This window comes from Croceibacterium selenioxidans, from assembly GCF_018599195.1.
Classification (GTDB): Bacteria; Pseudomonadota; Alphaproteobacteria; order Sphingomonadales; family Sphingomonadaceae; genus Croceibacterium_A; species Croceibacterium_A selenioxidans.
Window position 1 is genome coordinate 137,954 of record NZ_JAHFVK010000002.1, and the last position, 15,681, is coordinate 153,634.

Below are 15,681 nucleotides of genomic sequence, written 5' to 3' on the forward strand. Positions count from 1 at the left end.
GGAGGGGACAGGCGAACCGCAAACACCGTTCGACCAACTGCGATTCCGCTGCTGGCGCCCCGTTCGCAGCGTGCTATCCATCGCGCATGAAGCCACTCTACCGTCTGCTCACCCTTCCCCTCGCCGTTTCGCTCGCCATCACCGGTCCTGCCGGTGCACAGGCCCCGGCGGCCACGCCAGCAGCGCCGCTGTCGCAGCTCGTAGCGGAGGTGGACATTCCCTTTGAGACCTTCACCCTGCCAAACGGGCTGACGACGATCGTCCACACCGATCGCAAGAGCCCCGTGGTCGGCGTGACGATCTACTACCGCGTCGGCTCCAAGAACGAGCCGCGTGGCCGCACCGGCTTTGCCCACCTGTTCGAACACCTGATGTTTGGCGGCAGCGAAAACGTCGACAACTTCGACGTTCCGCTGGAGGCCGCAGGCTCCACCAGCACCAACGGCTCTACCTGGTACGACCGCACCAACTACGTCGAGATCGTGCCGACCGGCGCGCTCGACCTGGCGCTGTTCATGGAAAGCGACCGCATGGGGCACTTGCTGGGCGCGGTGACGCAGGACAAGCTCGATAAGCAGCGCGGCGTAGTGCAGAACGAGAAGCGCCAGGGCGACAACCAGCCCTACGGCCTGGTCGACTACAAGATCGGCGACGCGCTGTTCCCGGTCGGCCACCCCTATCGCCATTCGACGATCGGCTCGATGGCCGATCTCGATGCGGCGAGCCTGACCGACGTGCGCCAGTGGTTCACCGACAACTACGCGCCGAACAACGTGGTGCTGGTCCTGGCCGGCGACATCGATGCCGCTACCGCAAAGCCGATGGTCGAACGCTGGTTCGGCGATATTCCGCGCGGCCCCGAGATTCACTCGGTGGCAGCCGAGCCCGTGGCCCTGGCCGCCCCGGTGCGGGAGGAAATGGCGGATCAGATTCCCGTCACGCGCCTTTATCGCACCTGGACCGGACCTTCATGGACCGATCCCGATGCGGTGCCGCTCGCGGTCGGCCTTCACGTCCTCGGGGGCCTGGCTAGCTCGCGGCTCGACAACGTGCTGGTGCGTGGCGAGCAGTTGGCGGTTAGCGTGAGCGCCGGAGCCCAGCAGTTCGAGAAGTTGAGCTTCCTGCAGGCGACGATGGACATCAAGCCGGGCGTCGATCCCGCGAAGGCCGAGGCGCGCTTCGACCAGGTGATTGCCGAACTGCTGGCGCAAGGTCCAACTGAGGACGAGCTCAAGCGCGCCGCGACCCAGCTTGTCTCCTCGCAGATCGGCCTGCTCGAACAAGTCGGCGGTTTTTCCGGCAAGGGCGCGACGCTGGCCGAGGGCCTGATCTACGCAGGCGATCCGGCGAACTATAAGAAGGAACTGGCCGAGCTCGCCGCCCTAACTCCCGCTCAGGTCCAGGCCGCCCTCCAGCGCTGGTTGTCGCGCCCGGCCTACACCCTGTCGGTCGTGCCGGGTGACCGGACCGAGGACGGCGCGCTTATGGGCGGCTGGGGTGACGAAGGCACCGTGGCTCCGCCCGCCCCAGACGCCAAGGCTCCCGCCCCGGCGCTGACCGAAGGACCTAAGCGCGACTATCCGCCGGTCGCTCCGGTCGCAGCGCTGACTTTCCCGCAAGTCGAGCACGCCCGCCTCTCCAATGGCATCGAGGTGACTCTCGCTCGCCGGACGGCCATTCCCAAGGTCTCGCTCGCCATGTCTTTCGACGCCGGTGAGGCCGCGGACGGCGGCTCCCGTGCGGGCACGCAGACGCTGATGATGGAGCTGCTCAAGGAAGGCACCAAGACGCGTAGCGCGCTCGATATCGCGGTCGCCCAGGAACGGCTCGGCGCCTCGATCGGCACCGGTGCTTCGACCGATGACAGCACGGTGTCGCTTACCGCCCTGACGGCGAACCTCGTGCCTTCGCTCGAACTCATGGCCGACATCGTCCGCAACCCGGCGTTCGAACCGGCCGAAGTAGCGCGCGTGAAGGACCAGCGCCTGGCAGAGATCGCGCAGGAGCAGGCCGATCCCTCAGGCCTGGCACAACGCGCGCTCGGGCCGCTGATCTACGGCGACGCGCATCCGTACGGATCGGTCGGGGGCACGGGCAAGGTCTCGGTCATCGAAGCCCTGACCCCCGCGGACCTCCGGGCGGAACACGACAAATGGCTGCGACCCGACGCCGCGCGCATCACTGTCGTTGGTGATGTGACGATGGCGGAGCTGATGCCGGCACTCGAAACGGCATTCGGCGACTGGAAGGCTCCCGCGGCCGCCAAGCCGGTCAAGAACCTCGCCGCCCCCACTCCGGCACCCCAGCGCAAGCTTGTCGTAATCGACCGGCCCAACTCGCCGCAATCGGTCCTGCTCCTTGCCCGCGTGCTGCCGCTCGAAGGGACGCAGCAGGGCATGGAGGCGCTCGACCTTGCCAACGAAGTGATCGGCGACGGCTTCCTCTCGCGCCTCAACATGAACCTTCGCGAGGAGAAGAGCTGGACTTACGGCATTCGCAGCGGGATCAGCGGCGTGACGGGTCCGGTGGCGTTGACAGTATACACCCCCGTGCAGTCCGATCGTACCGCGGATTCAATCCGTCTGATCCTCGATGACATGGCCGCCTTCGCCACCAGCAAGGGTGTCGACCAGACGGAACTCCAGCGCGTAACCGAAGGCAACGTGCGCGGTCTTCCGAACCGTTACCAGACCAATAGCCAGGTCCTGAACGCGCTGCTCGCCAACCAGCAGTTCGGTCGCCCGGACGACTATCAGGCGCGCCTGCCGGACATCTACCGGGCCATCGACGCTGGGAAAATCGATGGCGCCGCTCGGCAATATCTCTCGCCTGACGATCTGGTGGTCATCGTGGTCGGTGACCGCGACCAGATCGACAGCCAGCTGGCCGGGTTGGGCCTGCCGATCGAATACCTGAAGGCGGAGGACCTCTAGAGCCTTCCGCGAAGCGCCTGATAGGCCGCCACCGCCACGGTGTTGGACAGATTGAGCGAGCGGATGTGCGGCGAGCGCATGGGCAGGCGGAACAGACGATCCGCCAGCGGCTCAGCGATCGTGTCAGGCAAACCCTTCGTTTCGCGTCCGAATACCAGATAGGCGTCTTCGGGGTACTCCGGTTCCTGGAACGAGCGCGCCCCGTATTCCTCGAACAAGAACAGCTGGTCGCGGCGCGGCGCGCGCTCGGTGACGAACTCATCCCAGCTTGCGAATTGGGTCAGGCGGACGTGCTGCCAGTAGTCGAGCCCGGAGCGGCGCACCGACTTGTCGGTGATTTCGAAGCCCAGCGGGTGGATCAGCACAAGCTCAAGATCGAGCGCCACGCATGTCCGGCCGACGGCACCGGTATTATGGGGAATCTCGGGTTGGACGAGGACGATGGAAAGCGACATCCGCTCCCTCTGCTCCGGCGTTGGCCGCCTGGCTAGGGGGCTCGTGCTGGAACGGATCCTTCGACAAGCTCAGGATAATCGGGGATAGGAGCAACGCCACACTCTCCCCCGTTCGTGGTGAGCGTGTCGAACCATCGAAATTCAGGGAACGCTCGCAATGAAAGTCTGTTCATCCGGTATTGGTTAAGAGGAGGGCACCGGATGCGTCGCAGCTATTCAGCCATGTTACTGGCCCTCGGCCTCGCCGCCTGTTCGACTCCTTCGGACGGTGGCGGTGGTTCGGCCGCAAATCATGTGACGCTGCAAGGCACGGTCGCCTACCGCGAACGCATCGCCCTGATCCCTGATGCGGTGGTCACGGTGCAGATCCGCGATGTCAGCCTGCAAGACGCTCCTTCGGTCACCATCGCTTCGACCGAGTTCAAGTCCGAAGGGCGCCAGGTGCCGATCCCGTTCTCGCTGAAATACGATCCCGCGAAGATCGAGCCGAGGCGTACCTACTCCGTCTTTGCGCGCATCGATGACGCGGCGGGCCGAATGCTGTGGATCACCGATACCCACAACCCGCTGCCGCCGCCGGGACAGTCGATCGCACTCAACCTGGTGAGCGCAAACCGATAGGCTGAGGCCTACCCCAGCTTCGCCTTCAGCACTTCGTTGACGACCTGCGGGTTGCCCTTGCCCTGCATCGCCTTCATCGTCTGGCCGACGAAGAAGCCGAACAGCGCTTCCTTGCCCGCCTTGTACTGTTCGACCTTGTCGGCGTTATCGGCCAGGATCTTGTCGACCGCGGCCTCGATCGCGCCGCTGTCGCTTTCCTGCTTGAGCCCTTCGCGCTCGACGATCGCGGCGGCGCCATCGCCCGTCTCGAGCATCTTCTCGAGGACCTGCTTGGCGATCGAGCCCGAGATCGTGCCCTTGCCAATCAGCGCCAGCAGCTCGGCCGCCTGGGCGTGGCCGACGGGACTGTCCTCCAGTTCGTGACCGGCCTTGTTGAGCGCCCCGAAGAACTCCGAGATCAGCCAGTTCGCCGCCTGCTTGGCGACATCGGCGGGCTGCTTGCCCTGTGCGGTGGCCGTCTCCAGCAGCAGAGCCTCGAACCAGCGAGCGGTCTCCACCTCAGCGGTCAGCACTTGCGCATTGTAGGCGCTCAGGCCCAGGTCCTCCACATAACGGCGACGCTTGGCGTCCGGCAGCTCAGGCAGGCTCTCGCGGCATTCGTCGAGGAACGCGTCGTCCAGCTCCAGCGGCAGCAGGTCGGGATCTGGGAAATAGCGGTAATCGTGCGCGTCTTCCTTGCTTCGCATTGAACGGGTCGTGCCGGTGCTCGGATCGAACAGCCGAGTTTCCTGCACCACCTTGCCGCCGTCTTCGATCAGGTCGACCTGACGCCGTGCCTCGTGCTCGATCGTCTGCATGACGAAGCGCACCGAGTTGACGTTCTTGGTCTCTGTCCGCGTGCCGAATTCGTCGCCCGGCTTGCGGACCGAAACGTTCACGTCGGCGCGCATGGAGCCTTCCTCCATATTGCCGTCGCAGCTGCCGACATAACGCAGGATCGAACGCAGCTTGCGGACATAGGCCCCGGCCTCTGCCGGTGACCGCATGTCGGGGCGGCTGACGATCTCCATCAGCGCCACGCCCGAGCGGTTGAGGTCCACATAGGACATCGTCGGGTGCTGGTCGTGCATCAGCTTGCCCGCGTCCTGCTCGACATGGATGCGTTCGATGCCGATGCGCTTGTCGGCCGGGATGCCGGCCTTTTCGTCAGCTTCGACCACCAGCGATCCTTCGCCCACCAGCGGATGGTAGAGCTGGCTGATCTGGTAGCCCTGCGGAAGATCGGCGTAGAAGTAGTTCTTGCGGTCGAACCGGCTCCACTTGTTGATCTGGGCATCGATGGCCATGCCGGTACGAACCGCCTGGCGGATGCATTCCCGGTTCGGCACCGGCAACATGCCCGGCATCGCCGCGTCGACCAGGCTGACCTGCGCGTTCGGCTCTGCCCCGAAGGCGGTAGCCGCGCCCGAGAACAGCTTGGCCTTGCTGGTAACCTGGGCGTGCACCTCGAGGCCGATCACGACCTCCCAATCACCGGTGGCGCCACGAATGCGATAAGTGGATTCAGTCATGCCCAAGCCGATAATGCGCCATTCCCAAGTAGGAAAGCGTTAGATGCATCCTGCGGTCGATGGCTTGCAGCCGGCACCCGCTGCGCTAGGTTGCCGGCCACAAGACAGGGGGACAGCCAATGATCGGAATGGCAATCCTGCAGCCGGTAGTAGCGCTGGCAGCTTGGACCATGGTGATGTGGTTCTGGATGTACGCGACACGCATACCCGCGCTCATGGCTTCGAAGGTCGATCCCGACGAACTCGTGCGCGATCCGAACAAGTCGCTCGACGCCGTACTGCCGGCGCAAGTGCAATGGAAAGCGCATAACTACAACCACCTGCATGAAGCGCCGACGGTATTCTATGCGGTGGCGATAGTGCTGGCGATGGTCGGGGCAGGCGATGGGCTGAACGCCCTCCTCGGGTGGGCGTACGTGGCCTTGCGGGTAGTGCACTCGCTGGTGCAGGCGACGGTCAACAAGGTGACCGTGCGCTTCGTGATCTTCGTGCTGTCGAGCCTCGTTCTCGTGGCCCTGATCGTGCACGCGGCGATGGTCGTGTTCTAGCCGCTCAGGCCGGGACCGCGCCCTGCGCTTCCCGCGCTTCTGCCCAGCGCTTCGCCTGACGCCGCGACCACTGGCGGGCGGGCTCTTCGAGATAACGCCAGCTGTAGCTCGACATCACGAGCACGAGGGCGACGAGCCCGACGGTCACGAGCGTTTCCGCCGTGTCGCCCAGTTCCATCGTCATGAGACCGAAGGTGTCCGACGGCCGGCCGATCAGATCGGGACGGCCGAGCGCTTCGAGCACCGTGGGCATGGCCCGGTTGAGCGGCCGCAGCAGCAGCATGTGCGTCATGTAGATCGAGTAGGACAGCGTTCCGACCCACACCAGGGGACCGAGCTGCAGCCACCGGCTCACCCAGCCGCGATCGCGGGCGAAGACCAGGACCGTGCCCGCGAACAGCGGATAGGAGGCGATCGTGGTAAAGCGGCCGAACGGCATCTCGACCAGCAGCCAGACGACCGCCGCGATCAGGGCCACTTCGAGGGCGGTGATCGAAGCCTTATCGATCCGCCAGTTCCACCTGCGGTGAAGCGTGAAGCACAGGACCCCGAGCGAGAAGCCCAGCACGCCCCGCTGCAGGAGGATTCCAAAGCCGGCGTGGTTCCACCCCGTCGCCATCGCCAGCAGCGCCGCGGTCGCCCCGGCAACCGCGATCGCCAGACCAGTGCGACCCAGGCTGAACAGGCAGGCAGCAGCGAGGTAGAGCAGAACCTCTACCGAAATCGACCAGCTGACCGGAGCGTAGAAATTCCCGGTATGCTCGGCGAAACCGTCGAGCAGCAGGAACCCGCGCCAGAAATAGTACACGTCGTGGTTCTGGTGCAGCACCAGACGCACGAACAGCACCTCGAATGCCAGGAATAAGAGCACCGTCGCCGCATGGAGCGGCACTACGCGGCCCAGCCGCAGGAGCATGAACCGCGTGCGTGAGAAGCCCCCAGTCAGCCTGTCGCCGTAGCTGGCCGCGATCACGAAGCCCGAGAGGACGAAGAAGAAGTCGACCATCAGCCAGGCGTGACGGAACATCTCCAGGCTCGCGATAAGGCCGAAGGCACCCATGTGGAACACCACGACCATCACCGCTGCCAGACCGCGCAGCGAGTCCAAGGCGATGAACCTTTCGCCTTCCGTCGGGCGAGATGTTTCGGCGGTGTCGGCTACCACGGGCTTCTCAAGCAAGCATTGAGGTCAAGGCTCGCCGCGCGCTCCATGTCAGTTCTTGGTGTGGGTCATGCGATCGACCCAGGCGATGCCTATGGCCGAAGCGATGAACGCCATGTGGATGATCGTCTGCCACATCACCCCGGTTTCGGTAACGCGGCCCGTAGGTGTGCCCATGGCCCCCGCCTCGATAAAGGTCCGCAGCAGGTGGATCGAGGAAATGCCGATGATCGCCATTGCCAGCTTGACCTTGAGGATCCCCGCGTTGACGTGGCTGAGCCACTCGGGCTGATCCGGGTGTCCCTGCAGGCCGAGGCGCGAAACGAACGTCTCGTAGCCGCCGACGATGACCATCACCAGGAGGTTGGAGATCATCACCACATCGATGAGGCCGAGTACCACCAGCATGATCTGCTGCTCGGTGAATTCCCAAGCATGCATCACCAGGTGCCTCAGTTCCTTGAGGAACAGAAACACGTAGACGCACTGCGCGACGATGAGGCCCACGTAGAGCGGCAACTGCAGCCAGCGGGAGCTGAAGATCAGAAGCGGCAGCGGCTTGAGCCGCGTCTGTTCGGAGAGCGGAGTGCTCGCCATCCTACCACCACTTCTCCGGCTTGGCGGAGAATCTCGCACGCTGTTCGATGGCCAGCCCGGCGTTGAGCACGCCCTGCTCGTCGAACGCCTTGCCGATGATCTGCAGGCCAAGCGGCAAACCGTCGGCGTTGATCGCAGCGGGCACCGACATGGCCGGGAGACCGGCGAGGCTGGCGGGGACCGAGAACACGTCGTTCAGATACATCGCCAACGGATCGTCGACCTTGTCGCCCAGCGGGAACGCCGCGGTCGGCGTCGTCGGGGCGAGGATCACGTCGCACTGCGCCCAGGCCTTCTCGAAGTCGCGTGCAATCAGCGTGCGGACCTTCTGCGCCTGGGTGTAGTAGGCGTCGTAGAACCCGGCCGAAAGCACGTAGGTGCCGATCAGGATGCGGCGCTTGACCTCGTCGCCGAAGCCGGCGGCGCGGGTGGCGGCGTACATGTCCTGGAGGTTGGCACCGTCGGGCAGCTCGCGCAGGCCGTAGCGCACGCCGTCATAACGCGCGAGGTTGCTCGAAGCTTCGGCGGGGGCGACGATGTAGTAGGTCGGTAGCGCGTACTTGGTGTGCGGCAGACTCACGTCCACGACTTCAGCACCGGCGTCCTTGAGCCAGGCGATGCCGTCGTCCCACGACTTGAGGATTTCCTCGTCGGTGCCGTCCATCCGGTATTCGCGCGGGATGCCGACCTTCTTGCCCTTGAGGTTGGCATCGAGCGCCTTGCTCCATTCGGGCACCGGCATGTCGAGGCTGGTCGAATCCTTCGGATCGAACCCGGCCATGCTCTCGAGCATGATGGCGCAATCGGTGACGTCGCGCGCCATCGGGCCCGCCTGGTCGAGCGAGCTGGCAAAGGCGACGATGCCCCAGCGGCTGCAGCGGCCGTAGGTCGGCTTGATGCCCGAGATGCCAGTGAAGGCGGCCGGCTGGCGGATCGAGCCGCCGGTGTCGGTGCCGGTCGCCGCCGGGCACAGCCGCGCCGCGACGGCCGCGCTGCTGCCGCCGGAGGAGCCGCCCGGCGCGAGCGCGGCGTTGCCGCCGTCGTTGCGGCGCCAGGGGCTGATGACGTTGCCGAAGTAGCTGGTCTCGTTCGACGAACCCATCGCGAACTGGTCGAGGTTGAGCTTGCCGAGCATGCCCGCGCCCGCATCCCAAAGCTTCTGGCTTACGGTGCTTTCATACTCGGGTTTGAAGCCTTCGAGGATGTGGCTCGCCGCGGTGGTCTGCACGCCCTTGCTGGCGAACAGGTCCTTCATCCCGATCGGCACTCCGGCCATCTTGCCCAGCGGCTTGCCCGCGGCCCGGTCGGCATCGACCTTGTCGGCCGCCTCAAGGGCCTTTTCGGGCGTGGTCACGATGAAGGCATTGAGCTGGCTGGCGGCAGCGACATTGGCGTTGAACGCCTCCGCCACTTCACGCGCGCTGAAGGCGCCAGAGACCACACCGTCGCGGATCGCCGCGACGCCGAGTTCGGTGATCTCAGTCATTATTCGATCACCTTCGGCACGCCAAAGAAACCATGTTCGGGAGCGGGCGCATTGGCCAACACCTCTTCCCGCACGCCCCCGCCGGTGAGCGGGTCGGCATCGACCACGTCGTCGCGCAAGCGCAGCTTCTGGGGGATCACCGCGGTCATCGGCTCGACGCCGGAACAGTCGACCTCGCCGAGCTGTTCGACCCATTCAAGGATCCCATTCAATTCGGGCACCATCCGGTCGAGCTCTGGCTCGCCCATGCGGATGCGCGCCAGGGAGGCGATTTTCGCCACGGTTTCGCGTGTGACAGACATTGCCGCGCGTTAGCGGGGTGGAAGGCTGCCTTCAAGCGGCGCGGTGGTTATTCGATCGGTTCTCCGAACGGTTCGCCATCGACGTAGATCCTCCTGCCAGTCCAAGGCCGGATTTCTACCTGCGAATCGTCCGTAATCATGCGGGGCGGCCTGCTGTCGACGTCCCTCGGCTTACCGCCCAGCTCGATCAGTTGGTAGGTGGACCCGGAAACGAGCGCGATACGCCGGCCTCCTGCCTCTCCCACACCCAAATCCAGCGCCACACAAGCTTCGGCGCACAGCGAAGAATAGTCCCTCAGGTGATCGAGTACGAGTCGTCGCAAATCGGGATCATCGGGCTGAACTCGAAGCTTGAAATCCTCTTCTGCGCGGACTGATCGGTCTAGGTCCCAGTAGCCCCGCTCTTTTTGGGCGAGCGCGGCCCCGGCCAGTTCGGCTACTCGAGAATTTCGGCTTTTCGCCAGCCGCTCCAGCGCTCGCTTCCCCGGTTCACCAAAATCCCAACGCAAGGCTGCGAAATCGAATTTATCGACCGGAACCCGGCCGCTTTCCAGACGCGCGACTTGGCTGCGCGTCGAGATGGCTCCGAAGTCGAGGATCGGCAGTGCCAGCAGCACGGCGAACCCGCACACGAACAAGGTGAAGTGGAACGTCGCCGAGCGCAGTTGCGTCGCCCAACCCGTCCTCCGCCCCCGTATGAGAGCGACCCAGTACCCGACCCCGCAGACGCAGGCGACGACGATGGCGACAAGGCCCCAGAGTCGCTCGGGCGCCAGACCGTACTGGCTGAGGCGCTGCCCCATCGAGAACGCCGCAAATACCGCTAGCGGCAGAATCACCGCGGCCAGGACCAGGCCGGCGACGCGCATCACTCGCGACCGGGTCATCGCCTCGTCGTCCTGACGCGCGATCGCGTTCGCCAGCACGAAGGATCCCGCCGCGCAGGCAAGCAGCAGCGGCGTGGCGCTGCGTGTCGCATCCCACAGGACCTGGGGCCCCGACACGACCGTCGCGAGCAGGAAGACCACGAGGCCAACCGCCAGCGGCACCGCCAGCAGCGAGGCCACAAGCAACACCACCGTCTGCATCGTCGCCAGAACCTTGAGCTGGTTACGAATCGTGCCGAGTGCCGCGCCAGCGGCGAGACCTGAGAAGGTCCATCCGAACCACTCCTCGTCCATCACGTCGCGCAACAGGTCGATCTTGAGCAGGTGGAACAGCTCGGACATCAGCAAGAGCACGAGCCACGACAGCCCGGTGAAGGCCAACGCCCCAGCCGCGCTGATGGCGTCGGTCCAGACGTGGCCGTAGATCTCGCTGTAGGGCGTCTGCAGCCGCCGACGGTGGAAGTCCGCCTGGAACAGCGGGAGCGCGAGGGCGGTAGCCACCACGCCCGCTGCAAAGCCGTACTGTTCGTCTGGCAGATATTCGCCGTAGCGGACGGCCCGCCAGGTGAGCCCGGCCATGACGAGACCGACGGCCACCGCGAAGATCGCCGGTTCCTTCCAGCGTTCGCGCTCGATCGTAAAGGCCGCGGCGATCGGGCCGAAGAACAGGAACGCCGCCAGCGCCATGCGCCAGGCGACCTGCCCGCTATCCTGAGTCGCGAAGTGGATCAGCAGGCCAGCCAGGCCCAACAGCGCCGCCAGGAGCCACGGCCGCAGCGGCCAATCGTGGAGCGAACCCTGATCCGCCGCAGCGGGCACCTCGACGCTATCGCTAGCCACAGTCTGTTCGGTCATCCGGCCCCCTCCTGTTCGAGAAGCCGTTAATGACCTCAAACCCCGCGAATTGCATGAGCAATTCGTGAGGACCCTGTGAAATCGTCCGGCCCCACCCCAATGAGCGGCGGGAGCCGGAGCATATTATGACCTTATTGCGGAGTCGGCGCCGGAGCCGGAGCCGGTACCGGAGCCTGCACGCCAGCTCCCGCGCCCGCGCCGCCCTGCTGCTGTTGCTGCTGCATCATCATCATCTGCAGCTGCTGGATGCGGCGCTCAGCCTCGGCCATCGGCATGAAGTCGACCAGTTCGATATCGAACGTCAGGTCGGCGTTGGCCGGAATCGGCGATCCCGGAGGCGGGTTGGCGCCATAGGCCTTCTCGGCCGGGATGGTCAGGACGTACTTACCGCCCTTCTGCATCTCGAGCATGCCTTCGCGGAAGCCCGGGAGCATGTTCTGCAGCGGCAGCGGAGTGCCCTTAGGCAGGATGCCTTCGACCGGCAGCGGAATGTCCTGCGACTTGTCGAACACCGTGCCGTCCTTCAGCTTGCCGGTATAGTGAACGAAGACCACGTCGCTTTCCTTCGGGTGCTCACCCTTGCCCGCGACGACTTCATCCACATCGACACCTGCCGGCGCGGTGAACCAGGCGATGCCACCAGCGATCGCGAGACCGAGCAGGATGCCGAGGAACAGCATCAGCAGCGAACCGCGGGAAAGCGGCTTCAGGGGAACGCGAGTGACTTCGGCCATGACAGGATTCCTGAATGCGAAAAGGGCGCGGGTATCAGCCCCACGCCCTTTGGCTTAGCTACGATAGGGTGGCAAGCAGCGAGGCTTACTTAACCCCGTCACGCTCCATCCGCTTACGCTCAAGCTTGCGGGCGCGGCGAACGGCAGCAGCCTTTTCGCGGGCGCGCTTCTCGCTCGGCTTTTCGTAGTGGCGGCGCAGCTTCATCTCGCGATAAACACCTTCACGCTGCAGCTTCTTCTTGAGCGCGCGCAGGGCCTGCTCGACGTTGTTATCGCGGACCATGATCTGCATAAATTAAAGCTACCTCTTTCAAATTCGGGACGGGAGAGCCCGCGAGATCAAAGCGGGTTGCACCATATGAATTGCAAATAGACAGACGTGCCGAATCCTCACGGTCCGGCTCGAACGTCGGCGCCGATAGTCCAAAGCCACACACAACGCAAGTTTACCCGTTAGGATTTACGGACGGGGGGTGTCGGGGCTAAGGCGGCCCGCATGTCACCCCCCTCCCCACTCGTCGCCTCCGCCCATGTCGCCCTTGGCGGCGCCATAGGCTCGGTCTTGCGTTACCAGGTTGGCCGAGGGGTGACCCATTGGCTTGGCGTGCAAACCGTCACCGCCTTTCCCTGGGCAACCCTGATCATCAACGTGGTAGGCAGCATGGCCATGGGCCTGCTGGCCGGATGGCTCGCTCGACATGGCGAAAGCGGAGAGCCGATGCGCCTGCTCCTGGGCGTGGGTGTCCTCGGGGGATTCACGACTTTCTCGGCCTTTAGCCTGGAAATGATGGTGCTGGTCGAGCGTGGGCAGGCCGGTAGCGCCTTCGCCTACGCTGCGATTTCGGTGCTGGCCGGACTGACCGCGCTTTACGTGGGCCTGATCGTGATGCGGGTGACGGGATGAGCGACACCCCCCTTCCCGGCGTCCGCCAATTCACTGTCGGCGAAGATGACGAAGGCGTGCGTCTCGATCGCTGGTTCAAGCGCCACCTGCCGCAAGTGGGATTCGCCACGGTCTCGCGCTGGGCGCGGACCGGACAGATTCGCGTCGACGGCAAGCGGGCGCGGCCCGAAGACAGGCTCTCTGCCGGCCAGGTCCTACGAGTGCCGCCCGGGGGCGAATCGACCGACCGGCCCAAGCCACAAAGGCGCAAGCCGACCGCCGAGCAGCTCGAGCAGGCGGAGGCGATGCTGATCCAGCGTACCGCCGCGGCTCTGGTGCTCAACAAACCGCCGGGCCTCGCCACTCAGGGAGGCACCGGCACGCACATGCACGTCGACGCCCTGCTCGATGCCTTCGCCGGCGAGGACGAGCCGCGTCCGCGCCTGGTCCACCGGCTCGACAAGGATACGAGCGGCGTCCTGCTCGTGGCCCGCACCCCGGGAAGCGCGGCGTTCTTCTCCAAGCGCTTCTCTGGTCGTTCGGCCAAGAAGATTTACTGGGCGCTGGTTGTCGGCGTGCCCGACGTCGACGATGGCACGATCGACGCTCCCCTTGCCAAGCAGCCCGGCACGGGCGGTGAGAAGATGCATGTCGACACCGAGAACGGCCAACCCGCGAAGACTCGCTACCGTGTGATCGACCGCGCCGGTAACCGCGCCGCCTGGGTGGAATTGCAGCCTCTGACCGGCCGAACCCACCAGTTGCGAGTTCACCTCGCCGCCATCGGGCATCCCATCGTCGGCGATGGTAAATACGGCGGGCAAGAGGCATTCCTGACCGGGTCGATCAGCCGCAAGATGCATCTCCATGCCCGCCGCCTGATCATCGACGCGCCGGGCGGCGGTTCGCTCGACGCGACGGCGGAATTACCAGAGCACTTCGCCGCGAGCATGGAGCAGCTCGGTTTCGATCCCTCCGCGAGCAAGGCCGAGCCCGAGAAGGGCCCGCCTCCGCCAGGACGCGAGGCCAAGAAGCAGGCGGCAAGGCAGCACGCCAAGCAATACCGCAAGGCCCGCAAGGGCGAGCGGCGGAATCGCGGAGCGCCAATGCGGAAGGGCGGTAAGTGAGCGTGCGCCTCGCCGTGTTCGACTGCGACGGCACGCTCAGCGATGGACAGGCCGCCGTGTGCCAGGCCATGGTCACCGCCTTTGGCGATGCGGGCCTGCCCACCCCGGACCTGCACCAGGTTCGCCGCAGTGTGGGACTGAGCCTGCCGCAAGCGATCGCGCGCCTGGCGCCTGACGCTCCCCCGGAAATCCAGGCGAACGCGGTGGAAGCTTACAAGACTGCCTTCCGTGGCGCGCGCCTCGACGGTTCACTGCACGAACCGCTGTTCGAAGGCATTCCCGCCCTCCTGGCACGCCTGCGAGTGGCCGGTTGGCTTCTCGGCGTGGCCACGGGCAAGTCCGACCGGGGGCTGCGGTCCTGTCTCCAGACCCACGGCGTGTTCGACCTGTTCCTGACGCTGCAGACCGCCGACCGGCATCCGTCAAAGCCGCACCCGGCGATGCTCGAGGCCGCGATGGCCGAAGCCCTCGCCGCTCCTGCCGATACGGTCATGATAGGCGACACCGTCTATGACATCGACATGGCCCGTTCGGCAGGCTGCCGCGCGATCGGGGTGTCATGGGGCTACCACGCGCCGGAGGAACTGATCGCCGCCGGCGCCGAAACCGTGGTGCAGACGCCCGAAGACCTGGGAGACCTGCTCGATGTCTGAGCCCGTGAGCGACGATGCCGCGCTTGGCCGCTGGATGGTCATCATCCTGGCCCGGCTCGGCGGTGCGGTGATGACGGTGGTCGGGCTGCTCATCACGGCCGAAAGGCTTCCGGCGCCTCAGTGGATCGGTTACCCTCTTGTCTTCGTGGGATTATTCGTGGTTTTCATGGTTCCCCAGCTTCTCGCCCGCAAATGGCGCAGCCCTTCCAAATGAAGCGGTTCTGGAAAGAGGTCGCGGTTGAAGAGTTGGACGGGACCTTTCGGGTCACTCTCGACGGCCGGGCAATCCGCACCCAAGGCGGCGGGGCGCAAGTCGTGCCCACGCGCCCGCTGGCCGAGGCCTTGGCCGAAGAGTGGCGGGGGCAAGGCGAGGACATCGATCCCGTCCGCTTCGTCATGCGCGACATGGCCGACTTCGCGATCGACCAGGTACGGCCCGAGCGGGCCGCAACGATCGCCGAACTGCTGCGCTACGCCGAAACGGACACACTCTGCTATCGCGCCGATCCCGAAGAGCACCTGTATCGCCGTCAGCTTGAGATGTGGGAGCCCCTTCTGGGCGCGGCCGAAGCGCGATGGGATATCCACTTCACGCGCGTTAGCGGCATTGTCCACCGGCCTCAGCCCGAAGCCACCGTGGCCCGCCTGCGGAGCGTGCTCGAAGGGCTGGACGATTTCGCGCTCGCCGCCCTGCGCACGATGACGCCGATTGCCGCTTCGCTCACAGTGACGCTGGCGGCACTGGAAGACGGAGCCGACACCCAGGCGCTGTTCGCCGCCGCCAACTGCGAGCAAGACTGGCAGGCCGAACTCTGGGGCTGGGATCTGGAAGCCGAGAACGCGCGGGCCCGACGTCTGAGCGCGTTTGAAACCGCAGCCACTTTCGCGCGGCTGGCGAAGGCCTAACCCTTTCCTGATCGGAGTGGA

17 protein-coding genes are annotated in these 15,681 nt (G+C 65.3%); 8 read left to right on the forward strand and 9 right to left on the reverse strand.

All coding sequences use genetic code 11. The annotated features are described in order from the left end of the window. Positions 1-86: 86 nt before the first annotated feature. A complete protein-coding gene (locus KK137_RS09520; RefSeq protein WP_214536210.1) occupies positions 87-2,933 on the forward strand; it encodes a M16 family metallopeptidase in 2,847 nt (948 codons plus the stop codon). On the opposite strand, the gene KK137_RS09525 is transcribed toward KK137_RS09520, so the two are convergent. After that, positions 2,930-3,388: a tRNA (cytidine(34)-2'-O)-methyltransferase gene (locus KK137_RS09525; RefSeq protein ID WP_214536211.1), complete on the reverse strand. Its 459-nt coding sequence runs from the start codon at positions 3,386-3,388 to the stop codon at positions 2,930-2,932. The two genes, KK137_RS09520 and KK137_RS09525, sit on opposite strands and share 4 nt — an antisense overlap. A 201-nt stretch (positions 3,389-3,589) precedes the next feature. On the opposite strand from KK137_RS09525, the gene KK137_RS09530 reads away from it, so the two are divergent. Further along, entirely contained in the window at positions 3,590-4,009 is a 420-nt protein-coding gene (locus KK137_RS09530; RefSeq protein WP_214536212.1) for a YbaY family lipoprotein, read from the forward strand. An 8-nt stretch (positions 4,010-4,017) separates the two neighbouring features. Here the strand turns inward: KK137_RS09530 and gatB are convergent, their stop codons facing one another. Beyond that, a complete protein-coding gene (gatB, locus tag KK137_RS09535) occupies positions 4,018-5,520 on the reverse strand; it encodes an Asp-tRNA(Asn)/Glu-tRNA(Gln) amidotransferase subunit GatB (RefSeq protein WP_214536213.1) in 1,503 nt (500 codons plus the stop codon). A gap of 119 nt (positions 5,521-5,639) precedes the next feature. Between gatB and KK137_RS09540 the strand changes: the two genes are divergently transcribed. Next, positions 5,640-6,068 carry an MAPEG family protein gene (locus KK137_RS09540; RefSeq protein ID WP_214536214.1) on the forward strand — a complete coding sequence of 143 codons (429 nt, stop codon included), beginning with the start codon at positions 5,640-5,642 and terminating at the stop codon, positions 6,066-6,068. Positions 6,069-6,072: 4 nt separating this feature from the next. On the opposite strand, the gene KK137_RS09545 is transcribed toward KK137_RS09540, so the two are convergent. The 7 genes from KK137_RS09545 to rpsU all read right to left on the reverse strand — a co-directional run bounded on the left by KK137_RS09545 (position 6,073) and on the right by rpsU (position 12,383). Further along, the gene (locus tag KK137_RS09545) at positions 6,073-7,233 is read right to left on the reverse strand and encodes an acyltransferase family protein (RefSeq protein WP_214536215.1); all 1,161 of its coding nucleotides are present in this window, start codon (positions 7,231-7,233) and stop codon (positions 6,073-6,075) included. Positions 7,234-7,281: 48 nt separating this feature from the next. Beyond that, entirely contained in the window at positions 7,282-7,827 is a 546-nt protein-coding gene (locus tag KK137_RS09550; protein ID WP_214536216.1) for a TIGR00645 family protein, read from the reverse strand. A 1-nt stretch (position 7,828) separates the two neighbouring features. Then, positions 7,829-9,313, reverse strand: coding sequence for an Asp-tRNA(Asn)/Glu-tRNA(Gln) amidotransferase subunit GatA (gene gatA, locus KK137_RS09555; RefSeq protein ID WP_214536217.1), 1,485 nt, complete (start codon positions 9,311-9,313; stop codon positions 7,829-7,831). Next, positions 9,313-9,615, reverse strand: a complete 303-nt coding sequence (gene gatC, locus KK137_RS09560; protein WP_214536218.1) for an Asp-tRNA(Asn)/Glu-tRNA(Gln) amidotransferase subunit GatC — start codon at positions 9,613-9,615, stop codon at positions 9,313-9,315. Before gatC ends, gatA begins: the two co-directional genes overlap by 1 nt. Before the next feature lie 47 nt (positions 9,616-9,662). After that, positions 9,663-11,357: a DUF4153 domain-containing protein gene (locus KK137_RS09565; RefSeq protein ID WP_214536219.1), complete on the reverse strand. Its 1,695-nt coding sequence runs from the start codon at positions 11,355-11,357 to the stop codon at positions 9,663-9,665. 131 nt (positions 11,358-11,488) lie between these two features. Further along, the gene (locus KK137_RS09570; RefSeq protein ID WP_214536220.1) at positions 11,489-12,091 is read right to left on the reverse strand and encodes an FKBP-type peptidyl-prolyl cis-trans isomerase; all 603 of its coding nucleotides are present in this window, start codon (positions 12,089-12,091) and stop codon (positions 11,489-11,491) included. An 85-nt stretch (positions 12,092-12,176) separates the two neighbouring features. Beyond that, complete coding sequence (gene rpsU, locus KK137_RS09575) at positions 12,177-12,383, reverse strand: 30S ribosomal protein S21 (protein ID WP_055922130.1); 207 nt, start codon at positions 12,381-12,383, stop codon at positions 12,177-12,179. A 204-nt stretch (positions 12,384-12,587) separates the two neighbouring features. Between rpsU and crcB the strand changes: the two genes are divergently transcribed. From crcB to KK137_RS09600, 5 genes are read left to right on the forward strand one after another with little or no spacing between them, the layout of a single operon-like run. Next, the gene (gene crcB, locus KK137_RS09580) at positions 12,588-12,995 is read left to right on the forward strand and encodes a fluoride efflux transporter CrcB (protein ID WP_214536221.1); all 408 of its coding nucleotides are present in this window, start codon (positions 12,588-12,590) and stop codon (positions 12,993-12,995) included. Further along, positions 12,992-14,101 (forward strand): RluA family pseudouridine synthase, encoded by a 1,110-nt coding sequence (locus tag KK137_RS09585; protein ID WP_214536222.1) that lies wholly within the window; start codon positions 12,992-12,994, stop codon positions 14,099-14,101. Before crcB ends, KK137_RS09585 begins: the two co-directional genes overlap by 4 nt. A 2-nt stretch (positions 14,102-14,103) precedes the next feature. Next, the gene (locus KK137_RS09590; RefSeq protein WP_214537455.1) at positions 14,104-14,754 is read left to right on the forward strand and encodes an HAD-IA family hydrolase; all 651 of its coding nucleotides are present in this window, start codon (positions 14,104-14,106) and stop codon (positions 14,752-14,754) included. Then, positions 14,747-14,968 carry a hypothetical protein gene (locus tag KK137_RS09595; protein ID WP_214536223.1) on the forward strand — a complete coding sequence of 74 codons (222 nt, stop codon included), beginning with the start codon at positions 14,747-14,749 and terminating at the stop codon, positions 14,966-14,968. Before KK137_RS09590 ends, KK137_RS09595 begins: the two co-directional genes overlap by 8 nt. Further along, on the forward strand, positions 14,965-15,660 hold the full coding sequence (locus KK137_RS09600) for an ATP12 family chaperone protein (RefSeq protein ID WP_214536224.1): 696 nt from the start codon (positions 14,965-14,967) through the stop codon (positions 15,658-15,660). The genes KK137_RS09595 and KK137_RS09600 overlap by 4 nt, the downstream gene beginning before the upstream one ends. Positions 15,661-15,681: the final 21 nt, after the last annotated feature.

Excerpts from the sequence above, each read along its gene's own strand:
- KK137_RS09520 (WP_214536210.1), top strand. The coding sequence starts at position 87 with ATGAAGCCACTCTACCGTCTGCTCACCCTTCCCCTCGCCGTTTCGCTC.
- KK137_RS09525 (WP_214536211.1), bottom strand. The coding sequence starts at position 3,388 with ATGTCGCTTTCCATCGTCCTCGTCCAACCCGAGATTCCCCATAATACC.
- KK137_RS09530 (WP_214536212.1), top strand. The coding sequence starts at position 3,590 with ATGCGTCGCAGCTATTCAGCCATGTTACTGGCCCTCGGCCTCGCCGCC.
- gatB (WP_214536213.1), bottom strand. The coding sequence starts at position 5,520 with ATGACTGAATCCACTTATCGCATTCGTGGCGCCACCGGTGATTGGGAG.
- KK137_RS09540 (WP_214536214.1), top strand. The coding sequence starts at position 5,640 with ATGATCGGAATGGCAATCCTGCAGCCGGTAGTAGCGCTGGCAGCTTGG.
- KK137_RS09550 (WP_214536216.1), bottom strand. The coding sequence starts at position 7,827 with ATGGCGAGCACTCCGCTCTCCGAACAGACGCGGCTCAAGCCGCTGCCG.
- gatA (WP_214536217.1), bottom strand. The coding sequence starts at position 9,313 with ATGACTGAGATCACCGAACTCGGCGTCGCGGCGATCCGCGACGGTGTG.
- gatC (WP_214536218.1), bottom strand. The coding sequence starts at position 9,615 with ATGTCTGTCACACGCGAAACCGTGGCGAAAATCGCCTCCCTGGCGCGC.
- KK137_RS09565 (WP_214536219.1), bottom strand. The coding sequence starts at position 11,357 with ATGACCGAACAGACTGTGGCTAGCGATAGCGTCGAGGTGCCCGCTGCG.
- KK137_RS09570 (WP_214536220.1), bottom strand. The coding sequence starts at position 12,091 with ATGGCCGAAGTCACTCGCGTTCCCCTGAAGCCGCTTTCCCGCGGTTCG.
- rpsU (WP_055922130.1), bottom strand. The coding sequence starts at position 12,383 with ATGCAGATCATGGTCCGCGATAACAACGTCGAGCAGGCCCTGCGCGCG.
- crcB (WP_214536221.1), top strand. The coding sequence starts at position 12,588 with ATGTCACCCCCCTCCCCACTCGTCGCCTCCGCCCATGTCGCCCTTGGC.
- KK137_RS09585 (WP_214536222.1), top strand. The coding sequence starts at position 12,992 with ATGAGCGACACCCCCCTTCCCGGCGTCCGCCAATTCACTGTCGGCGAA.
- KK137_RS09595 (WP_214536223.1), top strand. The coding sequence starts at position 14,747 with ATGTCTGAGCCCGTGAGCGACGATGCCGCGCTTGGCCGCTGGATGGTC.
- KK137_RS09600 (WP_214536224.1), top strand. The coding sequence starts at position 14,965 with ATGAAGCGGTTCTGGAAAGAGGTCGCGGTTGAAGAGTTGGACGGGACC.